At 66.0% G+C, this 14972-nt stretch carries 16 protein-coding genes; 8 read left to right on the forward strand and 8 right to left on the reverse strand.

Annotation, left to right across the window (positions count from 1 at the left end; genetic code table 11):
- Nucleotides 1-167 precede the first annotated feature (167 nt).
- Nucleotides 168-821: a DUF2062 domain-containing protein gene (locus EI545_RS11950; RefSeq protein ID WP_164517279.1), complete on the forward strand. Its 654-nt coding sequence runs from the start codon at nt 168-170 to the stop codon at nt 819-821.
- On the forward strand, nt 818-2362 hold the full coding sequence (locus EI545_RS11955; protein WP_125325686.1) for an acetolactate synthase large subunit: 1545 nt from the start codon (nt 818-820) through the stop codon (nt 2360-2362). The genes EI545_RS11950 and EI545_RS11955 overlap by 4 nt, the downstream gene beginning before the upstream one ends.
- 87 nt (nt 2363-2449) lie before the next feature.
- On the opposite strand, the gene EI545_RS11960 is transcribed toward EI545_RS11955, so the two are convergent.
- Both EI545_RS11960 and EI545_RS11965 read right to left on the reverse strand, forming a co-directional pair.
- Nucleotides 2450-3583: an alkane 1-monooxygenase gene (locus EI545_RS11960; protein ID WP_125325687.1), complete on the reverse strand. Its 1134-nt coding sequence runs from the start codon at nt 3581-3583 to the stop codon at nt 2450-2452.
- A gap of 51 nt (nt 3584-3634) precedes the next feature.
- Nucleotides 3635-4615, reverse strand: a complete 981-nt coding sequence (locus tag EI545_RS11965; RefSeq protein WP_125327439.1) for an A/G-specific adenine glycosylase — start codon at nt 4613-4615, stop codon at nt 3635-3637.
- 213 nt (nt 4616-4828) lie between these two features.
- Here EI545_RS11965 and EI545_RS11970 point away from each other — a divergent pair, with 213 nt between their 5' ends.
- The 3 genes from EI545_RS11970 to EI545_RS11980 are packed head-to-tail and all read left to right on the forward strand — an operon-like array spanning nt 4829 to nt 7135.
- Nucleotides 4829-5359, forward strand: coding sequence for a DUF721 domain-containing protein (locus tag EI545_RS11970; RefSeq protein WP_125325688.1), 531 nt, complete (start codon nt 4829-4831; stop codon nt 5357-5359).
- Nucleotides 5360-5388: 29 nt separating this feature from the next.
- Nucleotides 5389-5997, forward strand: coding sequence for a DsbA family protein (locus EI545_RS11975; RefSeq protein WP_125325689.1), 609 nt, complete (start codon nt 5389-5391; stop codon nt 5995-5997).
- 1 nt (nt 5998) lies between these two features.
- Complete coding sequence (locus tag EI545_RS11980) at nt 5999-7135, forward strand: CaiB/BaiF CoA transferase family protein (protein ID WP_125325690.1); 1137 nt, start codon at nt 5999-6001, stop codon at nt 7133-7135.
- A gap of 77 nt (nt 7136-7212) precedes the next feature.
- Here the strand turns inward: EI545_RS11980 and lpxK are convergent, their stop codons facing one another.
- From lpxK to EI545_RS11995, 3 genes are read right to left on the reverse strand one after another with little or no spacing between them, the layout of a single operon-like run.
- On the reverse strand, nt 7213-8205 hold the full coding sequence (gene lpxK, locus EI545_RS11985) for a tetraacyldisaccharide 4'-kinase (RefSeq protein ID WP_125325691.1): 993 nt from the start codon (nt 8203-8205) through the stop codon (nt 7213-7215).
- The gene (locus tag EI545_RS11990; RefSeq protein ID WP_125325692.1) at nt 8202-9398 is read right to left on the reverse strand and encodes a 3-deoxy-D-manno-octulosonic acid transferase; all 1197 of its coding nucleotides are present in this window, start codon (nt 9396-9398) and stop codon (nt 8202-8204) included. The genes lpxK and EI545_RS11990 overlap by 4 nt, the downstream gene beginning before the upstream one ends.
- A 3-nt stretch (nt 9399-9401) precedes the next feature.
- A complete protein-coding gene (locus EI545_RS11995; RefSeq protein WP_125325693.1) occupies nt 9402-9647 on the reverse strand; it encodes a DUF4170 domain-containing protein in 246 nt (81 codons plus the stop codon).
- Nucleotides 9648-9858: 211 nt separating this feature from the next.
- On the opposite strand from EI545_RS11995, the gene EI545_RS12000 reads away from it, so the two are divergent.
- Genes EI545_RS12000 through EI545_RS12010 form a run of 3 tightly spaced genes read left to right on the forward strand, consistent with a single transcriptional unit; the run spans nt 9859 to nt 11458 of the window.
- Nucleotides 9859-10740, forward strand: coding sequence for an SPFH domain-containing protein (locus tag EI545_RS12000; RefSeq protein WP_125325694.1), 882 nt, complete (start codon nt 9859-9861; stop codon nt 10738-10740).
- 1 nt (nt 10741) lies between these two features.
- A complete protein-coding gene (locus tag EI545_RS12005) occupies nt 10742-11026 on the forward strand; it encodes an NfeD family protein (protein WP_125327441.1) in 285 nt (94 codons plus the stop codon).
- Nucleotides 11027-11038: 12 nt separating this feature from the next.
- Nucleotides 11039-11458, forward strand: a complete 420-nt coding sequence (locus EI545_RS12010; RefSeq protein WP_125325695.1) for an NUDIX hydrolase — start codon at nt 11039-11041, stop codon at nt 11456-11458.
- Nucleotides 11459-11488: 30 nt separating this feature from the next.
- Here the strand turns inward: EI545_RS12010 and EI545_RS12015 are convergent, their stop codons facing one another.
- Genes EI545_RS12015 through EI545_RS12025 form a run of 3 tightly spaced genes read right to left on the reverse strand, consistent with a single transcriptional unit; the run spans nt 11489 to nt 14971 of the window.
- Nucleotides 11489-12547, reverse strand: coding sequence for a DUF1513 domain-containing protein (locus EI545_RS12015; RefSeq protein WP_125325696.1), 1059 nt, complete (start codon nt 12545-12547; stop codon nt 11489-11491).
- Complete coding sequence (locus EI545_RS12020) at nt 12544-13500, reverse strand: imelysin family protein (RefSeq protein ID WP_125325697.1); 957 nt, start codon at nt 13498-13500, stop codon at nt 12544-12546. Before EI545_RS12020 ends, EI545_RS12015 begins: the two co-directional genes overlap by 4 nt.
- 1 nt (nt 13501) lies before the next feature.
- On the reverse strand, nt 13502-14971 hold the full coding sequence (locus tag EI545_RS12025) for a di-heme oxidoreductase family protein (RefSeq protein ID WP_125325698.1): 1470 nt from the start codon (nt 14969-14971) through the stop codon (nt 13502-13504).
- Between the last annotated feature and the right edge of the window lies 1 nt (nt 14972).

Below are 14972 nucleotides of genomic sequence, written 5' to 3' on the forward strand. Positions count from 1 at the left end.
TTCCAGCGCGGCAAAAGTGTGGCGGTCTGACGGTGATTGATGGGAATTAGGGCCGCCCCAAGGCCCGCGAAGTGCTGGGACACATCCCGATTTGAATCGGTTTGACACACCGGTTGATCCCGGCCCGGATGTTGCCTATCCCCAAAAAGGTCTTGGCGGGAGAGGGCATGGTTTTTCGAAGGCGCAATCCGCAAGGCGTGCTGAGCGAGGCGCGTGCATTGGTCTTGCCGCCCGGCGGCTGGCGGCGGGCGTTCAGCTACATGCGCCACCGCCTGACCCGGATTCCCGACGCACCCCACCGGATCGCGCGCGGTATCGCCTGTGGCATCCTCGCATCCTTCACGCCGCTTTTCGGGCTGCACTTCTTTCTGGCCGTGTTTCTGGCCATGCTGATCAGGGGCAACGTCATCGCCTCGCTGATCGGCACGGCGGTGGGCAACCCGCTGACCTTCCCGTTCATCGCGATCCTGTCGATTGACCTTGGCCACGCCCTGCTGGGAACGCGGGATCTTGGCGTGCCGATCACGCAGATCATGACCACCTTCGGTCAGGCCGGGGACGAGATCTTTCGCAACGTCCGGGCCGTCTTTACCGACGATGTCACGAACTGGGATCGGCTTGACCGCTTTTTCAACGGGATTTTTCTGCCCTATCTGGTGGGCGGGCTTGCAATGGGTGTCGTTGCTGCGACAAGCGGATATTGGTTAAGTCTGAAGGCAATCGCCGCCTATCAGAAACTGCGCGACGCCCGACGTGAGGCACGCATGCGCAAAAAAGCCGAAGCGGGACACGACCAGACCAAGAAGGACTCGACGGAATGAACGGTGCCGAAACCCTGGTGAAGACGCTGCTGGCCAGCGGTGTGCGGGTCTGTTTTGCCAACCCCGGAACGTCGGAAATGCACTTTGTTGCAGCACTGGACCGGCACCCCGACATGCGCTGCATCCTCTGCCTGTTCGAGGGCGGCGTTTCGGGCGCGGCGGACGGGTTCTACCGGATGAGCGGCGAGGTTTCGGCGACCCTCCTCCACCTTGCCCCGGGCTTTGGCAACGCGTTCGCCAACCTTCACAACGCAAGGAAGGCGCAAAGCGGGGTGGTCAACATCATGGGCGACCATGCGGATTATCACCTCCGCTTCGAGGCTCCGTTGAAGGGCGACACGGTCGGGATCAGCCGGACGGTCTCGCACTGGACGCGGGTCTGCGCGGAACCGGGGCGGGTTGCCGGGGATGCAGCCGAAGCGGTGCAGGCGGCGCGCGGCAAGAACGGCCAGATCGCAACGCTGATCCTGCCGGCGAACATGGCCTGGGATGCGGCCGAGGGCTATGCCGTGGCCCCGCCTCCGCCCCGCCTGCAGCGCCCGTCAGCCGAAGAAATCGCCGCCGCCGCGCGCGCCTTGCGTCAGCCCGGGGCGGTGTTGCTGGTCGATGGGCCGGTCCTGTGGTCCGATCTTGGGCTGTTGGCCAAGCGGCTGACCAAGGCCGCCGGGGCGCGGTTGATGCAGCCCTTCTTCGTCAGCCGTTTCCGCCGGGGTGCGGGGGCGGTGAAGATCGAACGCATGGCCTACCGGATCGAGGACAACCTCAACCTGATGGCGGGCGCGCCGGCGTTGGTGCTTTGCGGCACCACCCGACCTGCGGGGTTCTTCGCCTACCCGAACCTGCCGTCGACCCCGGATGATCCTGACACCCGTCTCATCGACCTGTGCACCCGCGAGATGGACATCGAATGGACCCTTCAGGCCCTTGCCGCTGAGATCGGTGAGGCCGAGCTTGGGCCCGAGGATTTCATGCCCCCGGACCATCCCGCCCTGCCCGAGGGCCCGCTGACCCTTGCCAGCGTGGGCGAGGCGATTGCTGCCCTGATGCCGGACGATTCCATCGTGGTGGATGAAGGGATCTCAGCCTCATCCCACCTTGCGCCGGGGCTGAAGCGGGCGCGGGGCCATGATGCGCTGACGATCACGGGGGGCTCCATCGGCTTTGGCCTGCCCAATGCCGTAGGGGCGGCGGTGGCTTGCCCGGACCGCAAGGTGGTGGTGCTGGAGGGGGACGGGTCGGGGATGTATACGCTGCAATCCCTCTGGACGATGGCGCGTGAGGGGCTGGATGTGACGGTGGTGATCTTTGCCAACCGGGGCTACCAGATCCTGCGGGACGAATTGGCGGCGGTCGGGGTGACCGAGGTGGGCCGCAACGTGGTGCGGATGTTTGACGTGGTGGAACCGACGCTGGACTGGGTGGCGCTGGCCAAGGGGCATGGGGTGGCGGGCGTCAGGGTCACCGATATGGCCGGGTTCAACGCCGCCTTTGCCGAGGCTATGGGGCAGCGGGGGCCACGGCTGATCGAGGTGGTCTGCTAGGCTGGAGGGGGGTGTCCCGGGCAGGGACACTGCTCCCCTCTAGCAATATCAATGGCTTAAGGGCCACCTGTTCAGGAGTTGTTAACCTTAGACCGCCACCGGGTTCAGCGCCTTGTTGTAGGGGTGCCAGTCGGTGATGTCAGGATAATGCAGCTTGCGCCACGCCTTGACCCGCGGGTTCATGACCCGCTTCCACAGGGGTGGGTTCATCGCCACGAAGACCATCAGCGGATAGCCAAGCGGAAGCTGGGGGGCTTCCTCCGTCGAATAGGTCTGCAGGAGCGGAAACCTTCGGTCGGGCTTGTAGTGGTGATCGGAGTGGCGCTGCAGGTTGATCAGGAGCCAGTTTGACGCCGTATGCGCGGCGTTCCAGCTGTGGTGGGGGCGGACATGTTCGTACTTGCCGTTCCCGAGGTGGCGGCGGGTGAGCCCGTAATGTTCGACATAATTCACCGCCTCAAGCTGCCAGATCGCCACTGCCGCCTGATAGACGAAAAGGCCCAGACCCAGCCTCCCGCCCAAGGCGAAGGCGAGGGTAAGCATCCCGACCTGCAAGGCGGCATAGCGCCAGAAGGGGTTGGTGCGGTGCCACCATGGCAGGCCACGGCGGGCCAGAAGCGCCACCTCGGCCTTGAAGGCCGATTGCGGGCAGGACCACAGCACGCGGGGGAAAAAGCGGTGGAAGCCTTCGTTATAGCGCGCGGTCACCGGGTCGCGCGGGGTGCCGACATGCAGGTGATGCACCCGCAGATGTTCCGACCGGAAATGCGAATACAGGACCGAGGCCAGCAACAGATCGCCCAGCCACCGCTCCACCCGCGACTTCTGGTGCATCAACTCGTGGCTGTAGTTGATACCGATGGTGCCCGTCAGGATGCCGATGCCGAAGAACAGCACGCCCAGTTCCAGCGCGCCAAGATGGTCGGCGCGGGTGGCGTACCAGATCGTGCCGAACAGGATCAGCATCTGGATCGGGAACCACACCAGCGTCAGCAGGCGGTACCAGAACAGGCTGTCTTCCGATTGCGGATCGGCGTTGCGTTCGTTCAGCCCGGTCACCGCGTCCAGCAGGGAGTAGAACAGGATCGAACAGCCGGGGACCAGCGCGGTATACCAGCCGCCCTGCGTGGCACCGATCACCGCCAAAGGCACCATTCCCAGCGCAAACCAGAAGGGCAGGGCGTTCAGGAAACCAAGCGTCTGGGTGGGCGGGTTGGGCATGGCGGGTCCACTGACAAGCTGGCGGGAGTATCCTTTGGACGCGGCGGTTTCTCAACCATTCATGCTGTCGCGGGCCAGATCATAGGCCTTGCGCATCACGGTGGGAAGGTCGGCGGGGCGAAAGGCGTTTGGGGTCACCCAATCGCCCCGTTGGGGGGGGCCGTCGATCCGGGCGACCATGACCTGCAGGATAAGGTGGAAATGGGTGAAGGTGTGGCGCACCTCTCCCAGCGGTTGCCAGTCGGCATTGGCCGGGGCGGGGCCGCCCGCGCCATCCCATCCGTCGCCGGGAAAGCCCAGCATGCCGCCCAGCAGGCCGCGTTCCGGACGGGTTTCCAGCAGCCACGCGCCGTTGGAATGACCAAGCCAAAGCGTGCCGCGCCGCAGGGGCTTGTCAGCCTTGGGGGTCTTGCGCGGTAGGTCGGCCTGCACGCCTTCGGCCCGGGCAAGGCAGGCGTGGTTCCACGGGCAGATGCCGCAGGCGGGGTTGCGCGGGGTGCAGATCGTGGCGCCAAGGTCCATCACCGCTTGGGCATAGTCACCCGGGCGCTGGGTGGGGGTCAGGCCTTCCGCGAGCGCGGTCAGTTCGGGCTTGGCGGCAGGCAGGGGCGTTTCAACGCGGTAAAGGCGGGACATCACACGTTCGACGTTGCCATCGACGACGGTGGCGGCTTCGTCATGGGCGATGGCGGAGATGGCTGACGCGGTATAGGGGCCGATGCCGGGCAGGGTCAGCAGACCCGCGCGAGTGGTGGGGAACTGGCCGCCGTGATCGGCCACCACCGCGCGGGCGCATTTCAGAAGGTTGCGGGCGCGGGCGTAGTAGCCAAGGCCCGCCCATTCGCCCATCACCTGCGCATCTTCGGCGGCGGCGAGGGCGGTGACGGTTGGCCAGCGGGCGGTGAAGCGGTGGAAGTAGTCCTTGACCGCCGCCACTGTGGTTTGCTGCAGCATCACCTCGGACAGCCAGACGCGGTAGGGGTCGGGGCGGATGCCTGCCGCGCGGTCCTGCGGGGCTGTGCGCCACGGCATGACGCGGGCGTGGCGGTCGTACCACTGCAGAAGCTGGGCGCTGAGGTCGGTCACTTGTGATCCTTGTGGTCAGGGTCTGAACATAGCCGGGTGTGGGGCCGGTGCCAGAGGGCAGATCACCTGCGCGTCACGCAATCTTTATGGTCGCTGCGCATCCGGCACTGGCGGGGCGGGCCGGGTGCTATAGAATGGGCATTGAAGGATAAGGACACCATGGTGCGCAAACCGCTGCCCGATCCCAGCCCACAGCGCCGCCAACGCGGGTTTGAACCTGCGGGCGGGCTGGTGAAGGCCCCGGTCCGCGCCGTGGGCGAGACGCGGGGCTTTGCCGTGGCGCGGCTGTTGACGCATTGGGCCGAAGTGGCGGGCGAGGATCTGGCGGGAAAGACCCGGCCGGTGAAGATCGGCTATGGCAAGGGCGGGATGGGGGCGACGCTGACGCTGTTGGTCAAGGCCGCCGAGGCGCCGATGGTGCAGATGGCGCTGCCGCATCTGAAGGACCGGGTGAACGCGGTCTATGGCTATGCTGCCGTCAGCCACATCCACCTGACGCAGACCGCTGCCACCGGCTTTGCCGAGGGGCAGGCCGATTTCGCGCCGGCTCCCAAGGTGAAGCCCGTGCCCGCCCCGGACCCCGCCATATTGGCCCGTGCGCAGGGCGTGGCCGAAGGCGTGGGGGACCCGGCCTTGCGTGCCGCCCTTGAACAATTGGCGCAAAACATCTTATCTCGCCCCCGATCCTGACGGAACCGAATGACAAAGGACGTTCAACGATGCTGAAACTGAACCGCCGGGCGATGATCGCCCTTGCCGCCGCGATGGCTGCCTCTCCTGTCGTGGCGCAGGAGGCTGCGGCTGACCTGACGGATTACTCGATGGGGTCACCCGATGCGCCGGTGAAGATCGTGGAATACGCCAGCTTCACCTGCCCGCATTGCGCGACGTTCCATGCGACGGTGTTCAAGGACCTGAAGCGCGATTACATCGACACCGGCAAGGTGCATTTCACCCTGCGGGAGGTGTATTTCGACCGTTATGGCCTGTGGGCCGCGATGGTGGCGCGCTGTGGTGGTGAGATGCGGTATTTCGGCATTCACGACATGCTGTTTGACCAGCAGGCGGAATGGGCGGCCTCGCAAGACCCGATGGTGGTGGTGCAGAACCTCAAGACGATCGGGATTGCGGCGGGGCTGGATGGGGCGGCGATTGACGCTTGTCTGAACGATCAGGCGACGGCGGAGGCGCTGATCGCGCGGTTCCAGGTCAACATGGAGGCGGATGGGGTGCAGGGCACGCCGACGATCATCATCAACGGCGAGAAGCATTCCAACATGGCTTATGCCGATCTGAAGGCGATCATCGACGCCGAGCTGGCCGGGTAAGATGACCGCGCCGCTGGAGGGCATCCGCGTCATTGAACTGGCGCGGATTCTGGCTGGCCCCTGGGCCGGACAGACCCTGGCCGATCTTGGCGCGGATGTAATCAAAGTCGAGGCTCCGGAAGGCGACGACACCCGCCGCTGGGGCCCGCCGTTCATTGAGGCGGGGGGTGAGAAGACCGCCGCCTATTTCCATGCGACGAACCGGGGGAAGCGGTCGATTACCTGCGATTTCCGCACGCCGGAGGGGCAAGAGGTTGTCCGTCGTCTGGTGGCGGATGCGGATGTGCTGATCGAGAACTTCAAGGTCGGCGGGTTGGCGAAATACGGGCTGGATTGGGAAAGCCTGCGGCAGGTGAACCCGCGGCTGGTGTATTGTTCCATCACCGGCTTCGGGCAGGACGGGCCTTACGCCCACAGGGCGGGGTATGATTTCATCATTCAGGGCATGTCGGGGCTGATGTCGGTCACTGGCCCTGCCGATGGTCAGCCGCAGAAGGTGGGCGTGGCGGTGACGGATGTGTTCACCGGGGTCTATGCCGCAACGGCGATCCTTGCGGCGCTGGTGCAGCGGGGGCGGACGGGGGAGGGCCAGCAGATCGACATGGCGCTTCTGGATGTCGCGACCAGCGTGATGGCCAATCAGGCGATGAACTACCTGGCATCCGGCAAGGCGCCGGGGTTGATGGGCAATGCGCATCCGAACCTTGCCCCCTATGCGGTGTTCGACTGCGCGGATGGCTGGCTGATTCTGGCCACCGGGAATGACGGGCAATACCAACGGCTGTGCAAGGTGCTGGGGGTGGAGGATATGGCGACGGACCCCGCCTATCTGACCAACGCCGACCGGGTGCAGAACCGCGCCGCGATGACCAAACGGCTGACCGCGGCGACGAAGCGCTGGGCCAAGGCCGACCTTCTGGCGGCCTGTGAGGGCGCAGGCGTGCCCGCCGGGCCGATCAACGACATGGCCGAGGTCTTTGCCGACCCACAGGTCGTGGCGCGGGGGATGCAGATTGCGCCCGAAGGATTACCGGGCGTGCGCAGCCCGATGCGGTTTTCCGGCGCGGAGTTGAGCCTTGACCGCCCTGCGCCCCGGTTGGGGCAGCATCAGGACGAGGTGCTGGGGAAGAACGGCTGACCGGCGGGCCGGAGTTTTCGAAAACTCCGGTTCGGAGCCTTTGAAGGCTCCGGCGCGATGTCTTTGAAGAAATCGCTTCAGAGGCCCAGTCGGGCCAACGCGGCATCCATCGCTGTCCAGTCCTTGATCTGCAGGCGGACAACCAGCGTCAGCACGCGCATGCGCCAATGGGGTGGCAGGCGGGCGGCGTCTTTCTCGGTCGTCACAAGTTGGGCGCCTGCTGCCATCGCCTCGGCTTCCAGCCGCTTCAGCAGGGTTTCGGACAGGGGGGCGTGGTCGGCCAAAGCCTCCCCCCGGACGAGATTTGCGCCAAGGTCGCGGAGGGTGGTGAAGAAACGGTTGGGATCGGCGATGCCGGCAAAGGCCAACAGGCGCTGGCCCTGCCAGTCCATTCCGGTTTGCAGGGGGTGAAGTTCCCCTGTCACCAGCGGCAGGGTGATGTGCCGCCCCCAAGTGTCGGCAAACTGCGCTTGCGCCCCCGGCCCGCCAATGGCCACCACCAGATCGGCGCGGGCCAGACCCACTTGCACCGGTTCGCGCAACGGGCCTGCCGGGATGCAGCGCCCGTTGCCAAAGCCGCGCGCGGCGTCGACGACGACAAGCCCTAGCGACGGCTTGACCGAGGGGTTCTGGAAGCCGTCGTCCAGCAGGACCACCTGTGCGCCTGCCGCTTCGGCGGCCTGCACACCTGCCGCACGATCCTTGGCCACCCAAGTGGGCGCGAAGGCGGACAGGAGGAGCGGTTCATCCCCGACTTCGGCTGCTTTGTGGTGGGTTTCGCGGACCTGAACCGGGCCGGCAAGGCTGCCGCCATAGCCGCGACTGACGATGTGCACCGCATGGCCGTGCGACAGCAGGCGTTCGGCAAGGGCCAGCGTCACCGGGGTTTTTCCAGCACCCCCGGCGACCAGATTCCCGACGCAGATCACCGGAATGCGCGGGGTGTAGCCGGGTTGGTGCAGTCGCCGGGCTGTGCCTGCTGCATATAGCCAGCCAAGGGGCGCCAGAAGCCGGGCGGCCACTGCGGGACTGTCTGGCTTGGTGAACCAGAAGCCCGGAGCCCGCGTCATGGCGCGGCGTCCATCATGGCGCGAATCTGGACCAGCAGGCGTTCGGTCACTTCGGCGCCATCACTGGCCACGGCCCATGCGGCCTGCGCAAGGCGGGCGGCACGGTCGGGGGCAAGGAGATCACCCAAGCTGTCGGCCAGATCATTGGCCGAAGCCACGGCGCGGGTGGCCCTTGCCGCGCCAAGGCGGCCGAAGATCGGGCCAAATTGCCCGGTGCGGGTGCCATGCAAGATGGCCGAACCGAGGGCTGCAGGCTCCATCGGGTTGCGGATGGGGCCGGTGCCAGAGAGGCTGCCGCCCAGAAAGGTCAGCGGGGACAGGCGGTACCACAGCCCGTATTCGGCGGGGTTGTCGGCGACGAACACCTCAACCGCGGCGTCGGGTTCCTCTTCGCGCATGCGCCGGGCGACCACCCAGCCTTCCTCATCCTCAAACCGTTTGGCGAGGGGTTCGGCATCGGCCGGGTCGGCGGGCATCACGATCAGCAACAGCCGGTGGGCCTGTTGCAGGCTCGCCCGTTGCGCGGCAATCACGGCGGCCACTTCCGAAGCGGGCAGGCCGGCGGCAAACCAGACCGGTCGGGCGGCGAGCAGGCGCGCGAGGGCGGCGCGTTCCGCCTCAAGACAGGGAAGGGCGGCGCTTTCATCTTCCATCCGGCCGGTGACGGCGACGGTGGACAGCGCGGCCCCGGCCTTGCGGAACGCGCGGGCCGAGGCTTCGTCAACGGCGCAGATCCGCGAAAACCGGGACAGGGCCGACCGCATCAGGCCCGGATACCAGGCATTCCGGTCGCGCGGAAAATGCGGGTTGCGGCCGTTGACCAGCAAAAGCGGAATCTGCCGTTGGGCGGCTTCGTGGACGACGGCGGGGTGAAGTTCGCCTTCGGCAAAGACCACGATGTCGGGACGCCAATGGTCCAGAAAGGCGCGGGCCTCGACCGGTGCATCGACGGGTGGCTGTTGGTGGATCACGCCTTCGCGGGGCGGCAGGTCGAGCGGGCAGGTCATCAGAACGGCCACGCCATCCTCTTCGATCAGCCGCCGGGCGAGGGCGAGGATCGGACTGACCTGGTCTTGGGTGGGGGCATGCAGCCAGGCGAGCCCCCCTGCAGGGCGGTCCGGGCGTGAGGTCGCCGGACCGGCTTCGCGCCGTTGGCCAAGATTATAGAGCCTGAGACCAAGCGACGCTGACATGGGTCAGTGTCCAACTTCCTCGGTCGCGGAGCCCGACTTTTCTTCGTCCCGCAGGCGGTGAAGATGGGCGATGAAGTAGCGCATATGGGCATTGTCCACGGTGCGCTGGGCTTCGGCTTTCCAGGCGGAAAAGGCGGTTTCATAGTTCGGGAACATCCCGACGATGTGGATCTTGGAGACATCGCGGAAAACGTTGGTCTGCGGGTCAACCAGTTCGCCCCCGAAGACAAGGTGCAGGCGTTGGGTCATGAGTGTCTCCATATCGTGGTGCGGTCGTGAGCGGGCCGTTTCGGGCGTCGGGACACTACCCCCTTTGGCCGGTGGGGGGAAGCGGCCAAGCAGCGGCTGTCGAGGGTCCGGCCAAGGTTCCAGTCGGGGTTGCGGGGCTTGCGCTGGTGGGGCGTTGTGGCAAGACTGCGCGCGTGGGGCCAGGGTGCGGCCCGGGTTTCAGGAGGTAGTGATGGATATCAATCAGTTTCTGGGCGGGAACGCAGTGTTCCTTGCCATCGCGGCATTTGTCATCATCTGCATCTTCCTTGGGGTCCGCATCGTTCCCCAAAGTGAAAAGCATGTGGTCGAGCGGTTTGGTCGCCTGCGGTCGGTGCTTGGGCCGGGGATCAACTTTGTCGTGCCGTTCCTTGACCGGATCGCCCACAAGGTTTCGGTGCTTGAACGCCAGTTGCCGACTGCCAGTCAGGATGCCATCACCGCCGACAACGTGCTGGTGAAGGTGGAAACCAGCGTGTTCTACCGGGTGACCGAACCGGAAAAGACCGTCTACCGCATCCGTGACGTCGATGGCGCTATTGCCACCACGGTTGCCGGGATCGTGCGGAGCGAGATCGGCAAGCTGGAACTGGACCAGGTGCAGTCGAACCGCGCCCAGTTGATCGAGCGGGTGCGCGAGCAGGTGACCGCCATGGTGGACGACTGGGGGGTGGAGGTGACGCGGGCCGAAATCCTTGACGTCAATCTGGATGAACAGACCCGCGCCGCGATGCTGCAGCAGCTGAACGCCGAACGTGCCCGCCGCGCGCAGGTCATGGAGGCCGAGGGCAAGAAGCGGTCGGTCGAACTTGCCGCCGATGCTGATCTTTACGCTGCGGAACAGGCTGCGAAGGCCCGCCGGGTGACGGCAGATGCCGAGGCCTATGCGACCGGGGTCATCGCCGGGGCGATCAAGGAAAACGGGCTGGAAGCGGCGCAGTTTCAAGTGGCGCTGAAGCAGGTGGAGGCGTTGCAGGCCGTGGCCGTGGGTCAGGGCAAGCAGACGATCCTGATTCCCGCCAACGCTTTGGATGCGTTTGGCGATGCGTTCAAGATGCTGAAAGGACGTGGCTGAGATGATACACGGCATAGCGGCCACCTGGTGGGCCTGGGTCGTCCTTGGCTTTGCGCTGGGGGTGCTGGAGGTTATGGCACCCGGCTATATCTTTCTGGGCTTTGCCATTGGCGCCGTGTTGACCGGTATCCTCGTCGGTCTTGGCCTAGCACCCGCCGGACTTCCGGCACTGATCTTCATCTTTGCTGTCGCCTCGGTCATTTCATGGCTGGTCCTGCGCCGGACGGTGGGGGTCCGGAAGGGTCAGGTGAAGATCTGGGACCGCGACATCAACGACGACCGCTGATGGCAGGTTAGGGTGGATTTCGTCGGGGCAAAGGCCGCGCTGTTTTGCGGCGGTTCGGTCCTGACCTGTTTGCGCGATGACCGACCCGGGCTGCCATGGCCCGGGCTGTGGGACCTTCCGGGCGGAGGGCGTGAGGCGCATGAAACCCCCGAAGCGTGTTTTCTGCGCGAGTTGGGCGAGGAGTTCGGCCTGCACCTGCCGCCCGCGCGGCTGGTCTGGCGGCGGGTGTTTCCGTCGATGCTGGATGCGACGCGCAACTCGGTCTTCTTTGGCGGCTTGGTGACCAAAGACGAAGTTTCGGCGATTCGGTTTGGGGATGAAGGTCAAGGCTGGGAATTGATGCCCGTCGAGATGTTCCTTGGCCACCCGAAAGCCGTGCCGGAAATGCAGCGGCGGGTGGGAATTGTCTGGGCAGAGTGGCAGGGGCGGTGAGCAGGCAAATCTTGCCTATTCATTAGTGGCTTACGCAGTGGTGCCAAGGCTGACAAGGTGATTGTCCCAAGCCGTATCGCCAGCGCCGAGCCGGGTAAGGCCGTCGTCATCCGCCGCCCAGATCGCGCCAAGGCCATCCGTCAGAAGAAAGCCACCCGCATGGGTTGCTGCGCCACAAAGGTCAGCGCGGCGGTGGGTGGCGATGTTGGTGCCGTCACTGCCAAAGATCATCGCGGCACCACCCTTGGGTGAGGTGACAAGCAAGCGGCTGTCGGTTGCGGCCACGGAGCCAGCATAGCCTTGCATCGTGAAGGCCTCTTCCGGCGCGGGCGTACACAGGACGGGCGCGGTGCCGGGTTGCCAAAGGCCCAGTTGTGGAACGGGTTCGGCAAGGTCGCCCTCCCATTGCATGGCGAAGGCGATCGTATCGCCCATCAGGGCAAGATGGCGGATGGAGTTTTGGGGAAGATCGGGCAGGCTCATCTGGTCCAGAAGTGTGCCGTCAGGCGTTAGCAGCGACAGGTTCGGGCGCATCGTCGGGATGTTCAGCTTGGTCCGGTCAACGGGATCGGTCTGGATACCGCCATTGGCGACGGCAAGGGTGCCATCCGGCCGCAGCCTTATTTCATGCGGGCCGATCCCGTGGCTGGGCCAGTCGGTCAGGCGCGTGTAGGCGCGGGTGTCCCACAGGCCGATGCGACCTTGTGAGGTGTCGGCCATCACCTCTGACGTCATCAGAAGCGTTCCGTCGGCGGAAAAGGCACCGTGGCCATTGAACTGCAGCTCGGGTGGTGGGGTCAGGCGGTGGGTGACGGCCCCGGTGGCACAGTCGATGACCATCGCAAAGGTCCCGGGGCGGCGGGCGAAGGCGACGGCTTCGGCCCGGGTCGGGTGGGCTGCGGCGGCATGGCCGCGACCGGGGAGCGGGATCTGAAACAGGCTTTCGCCCGTCGCGGATAGGGCGTGCAGGTGGAACGTCTGGCCCAGCTTGCCAGCGGCAAGGAAGGCGGGGCTGCCGACGTCGGCCCAAGTCAGCCGGGGGGCGCAGGCGGCGGCGAGGGTGGCGAGGAAAGCGCGGCGCTGCATCAGTCACCGTCCTGCGCGTTGAAGCCAAGGGTGACACCCAGCGCGGGGCCGATCTCGGCTAGCGCCGCGTCACGGATGGTGCGGATGGACTGCTGCAGGATCTGGAGCTTGAGCCAGGCCTGAGGGTCGGTGATGTGGGCGAAACTGGGATCGCTCAGCTCGTTTGCCAGCAGAAGGGTCTGGACAAAGGCGGCCAGAGTGCGTGGGCTTTCCGGCGTCAGCTGCAGCGCCAGATCGCGCAGCGCCTGCAGCGACAGGATGACATTGCGAAGCGACCGGTCTGAGGCGCGGGCTTCGGCAAGGTCGGGGCGGGGTTTGTCGAAGGTGCCAAGCGGTCGGCCAAGGCGGCGGTCGGCGATGTAGTCCAGGCCAGTGATCAGCTGGGTGAAAAGGGCTTGGGTCGCCTCGTCCTTGGTCAGGAAGCGGGGATTGTCCGGCTGGCCTGCCGTAAGGAGAAGGTCACCGTAGGGGCCCCATTCGATGACCAAGTCGCGGGCCATGCGGGCAAGGTCTTCGGCGGTGGCGTGGATCAAGGGGCAGGGGTCGGCGGGCAGCGGATCGGTTGGATAGAGCAGCCGTTCCAGCCCGGAAAGGCCGCGTGCGGCGACGGATTGGTCGGACATCGCTTCCAGAGTCAGGCTGTCAGGACTGCCGGCCAGAAGGGCGCGCTGCGCTTTCCAGCCAAGGGCCTTTGGGTCGGGCCAGAACAGGATGGCAAGGGCGCGACCTTCTTCCTCGGCCGGGCCTTGGGACAGGTGGGCCACGCCAAGCCATGCGTCGTAGGCGGCATGGAAGGCGGGGCGGAGGGTGGCGGGATCACAGCTGTCCAGCGCGGCGAAGTTGTTGGTGGCAGCCGCAAACGCGGCGTAGCCGGGGCGGATGTGGGTTTGCACGACATTGGCCGTGTCGGCCTCTGCCGCTGTGGCGAGGAGAAGGGCAAGGATCAGCGCGCGCATGTCAGAGGCTTTCCAGAAAGGTCAGAAGGGCGGCGCGGTCTTCCGGCGCAAGGTCGATGACGGCATTGCGCTGGGCCTCGGCCTCACCCCCGTGCCAGAGGATCGCCTCAAGGATCGTGCGGGCGCGGCCATCGTGAAGGAAGCCCGCGTTGGGGGATACCTGCTGCGTCAGGCCAAGGCCCCAGAGCGGCGGGGTGCGCCATTCGCTGCCAGAAGCGAGGTGTTCGGGCAGGCCGTCGGCAAGGGCTTCGCCCATGTCGTGTAGCAGAAGATCGGTGTAGGGCCAGATCAGCTGAAAGCTTTGTTCGGGCTGGTCGGGCAGGCGGGCGGTGACGTGCTTCGGGGTGTGGCAGCCGACGCAATTGAGGCTGTGGAAGATTTCCTTGCCGCGCAGGGTGGCAGGATCGTCCAGCTTGCGGCGGGCGGGGACGCCAAGGTTGCGGGCGTAGTAGGTGACAAGGTCAAGGCTTTCGCGGTCAACCTCAAGCCCGTCACGGGTGCCTGGTTCCTGGCCGTGCGGGGCCGTTACGCAGGCGGGCTGGGAGGCGGTGCAATCGCCCCACGGGTCGGGGTGGAGGTCGGTGGACAGCCCCATGTCGGCGAAGAAGGCTTGGGCGGACTGGTCGCGCAGGCTGGGCTGGCCTGCCTTCAGGCCAAAGCGGCCAAGCTGGTCATCAACCCGGTTGGCGCGGCCGGAAATGCCGTCGGCATTGGTGTCGTCCGGGTCTTCGCGGGACAGGATTTCATCTGCCGGGATCGCTTCCAGCAGGCCGAGGCCGATCATTTGCGGCGCTGCGCGGGGGGAAAGCACCGTTGCGGTGTCAAGCGGGCCGTAGCCAAGGGCGGCCACGCCGTAGCTGGGTTTGCGCAGGGTGACGACGGTGCCGTCCGACAGGGTGACCGGAAGCGGCGTCCACGCAACCGTCACGCGGCCTTCGGCCGTCTGGCCGGGGGCGGCGGAGGTTTGCAGCTGGAAGCCATAGGTCGGGTCTGCGACATGGGCGGCGATGGCCTGCAGATCGGGCAGGCCGAGGCGCAGGAGGAAGGTGCCCGGAACCACGCCCTCATCCGTTGGGGCGGGCGCGCGGCCGTCCTTGAGATGGCAATCCTGACAGGCGCGCGCGTTGTGCAGCGGGCCAAGCCCGTCAGAACCTTTGGTTGACGCGGGCGCGGCGATCCAGAGTTTCTGGAACAGGGCATTGCCAAGGGAAAACGCCATCTCATCGGCGATATTGGCCGAGGGAAGTGAAAAGGCGTCAGTCGTGTCGATCACCCTAACAGTCGCCGCACCGGCTGGCTTCGCCTCGAACGGTTCGGGGGCGGTGAAATCGGTGGGGGGCTGCAGGATGGCGGCGACCTTGGCGCGGTCTTCGTGTGTGCGCTGTGGCGTGTCGGCGACAGCAGCGCCAAGGCTGCAGATCAGGGTGCCCGCCGCGAGCCCCGTGGTCAGACGCTGGCGGCGGGTTTGCATG

The organism is Tabrizicola piscis (assembly GCF_003940805.1).
Classification (GTDB): Bacteria; Pseudomonadota; Alphaproteobacteria; order Rhodobacterales; family Rhodobacteraceae; genus Tabrizicola; species Tabrizicola piscis.

What these genes read in the sequence shown, in the direction of transcription:
- EI545_RS11970 (WP_125325688.1), top strand. Translation starts at nt 4,829, where the DNA reads ATGGTGCGCAAACCGCTGCCCGATCCCAGCCCACAGCGCCGCCAACGC.
- lpxK (WP_125325691.1), bottom strand. Translation starts at nt 8,205, where the DNA reads ATGACGCGGGCTCCGGGCTTCTGGTTCACCAAGCCAGACAGTCCCGCA.
- EI545_RS12000 (WP_125325694.1), top strand. Translation starts at nt 9,859, where the DNA reads ATGGATATCAATCAGTTTCTGGGCGGGAACGCAGTGTTCCTTGCCATC.
- EI545_RS11960 (WP_125325687.1), bottom strand. Translation starts at nt 3,583, where the DNA reads ATGCCCAACCCGCCCACCCAGACGCTTGGTTTCCTGAACGCCCTGCCC.
- EI545_RS12005 (WP_125327441.1), top strand. Translation starts at nt 10,742, where the DNA reads ATGATACACGGCATAGCGGCCACCTGGTGGGCCTGGGTCGTCCTTGGC.
- EI545_RS11955 (WP_125325686.1), top strand. Translation starts at nt 818, where the DNA reads ATGAACGGTGCCGAAACCCTGGTGAAGACGCTGCTGGCCAGCGGTGTG.
- EI545_RS11995 (WP_125325693.1), bottom strand. Translation starts at nt 9,647, where the DNA reads ATGACCCAACGCCTGCACCTTGTCTTCGGGGGCGAACTGGTTGACCCG.
- EI545_RS11990 (WP_125325692.1), bottom strand. Translation starts at nt 9,398, where the DNA reads ATGTCAGCGTCGCTTGGTCTCAGGCTCTATAATCTTGGCCAACGGCGC.
- EI545_RS11975 (WP_125325689.1), top strand. Translation starts at nt 5,389, where the DNA reads ATGCTGAAACTGAACCGCCGGGCGATGATCGCCCTTGCCGCCGCGATG.
- EI545_RS11950 (WP_164517279.1), top strand. Translation starts at nt 168, where the DNA reads ATGGTTTTTCGAAGGCGCAATCCGCAAGGCGTGCTGAGCGAGGCGCGT.
- EI545_RS11965 (WP_125327439.1), bottom strand. Translation starts at nt 4,615, where the DNA reads ATGCCGTGGCGCACAGCCCCGCAGGACCGCGCGGCAGGCATCCGCCCC.
- EI545_RS12025 (WP_125325698.1), bottom strand. Translation starts at nt 14,971, where the DNA reads ATGCAAACCCGCCGCCAGCGTCTGACCACGGGGCTCGCGGCGGGCACC.
- EI545_RS11980 (WP_125325690.1), top strand. Translation starts at nt 5,999, where the DNA reads ATGACCGCGCCGCTGGAGGGCATCCGCGTCATTGAACTGGCGCGGATT.
- EI545_RS12020 (WP_125325697.1), bottom strand. Translation starts at nt 13,500, where the DNA reads ATGCGCGCGCTGATCCTTGCCCTTCTCCTCGCCACAGCGGCAGAGGCC.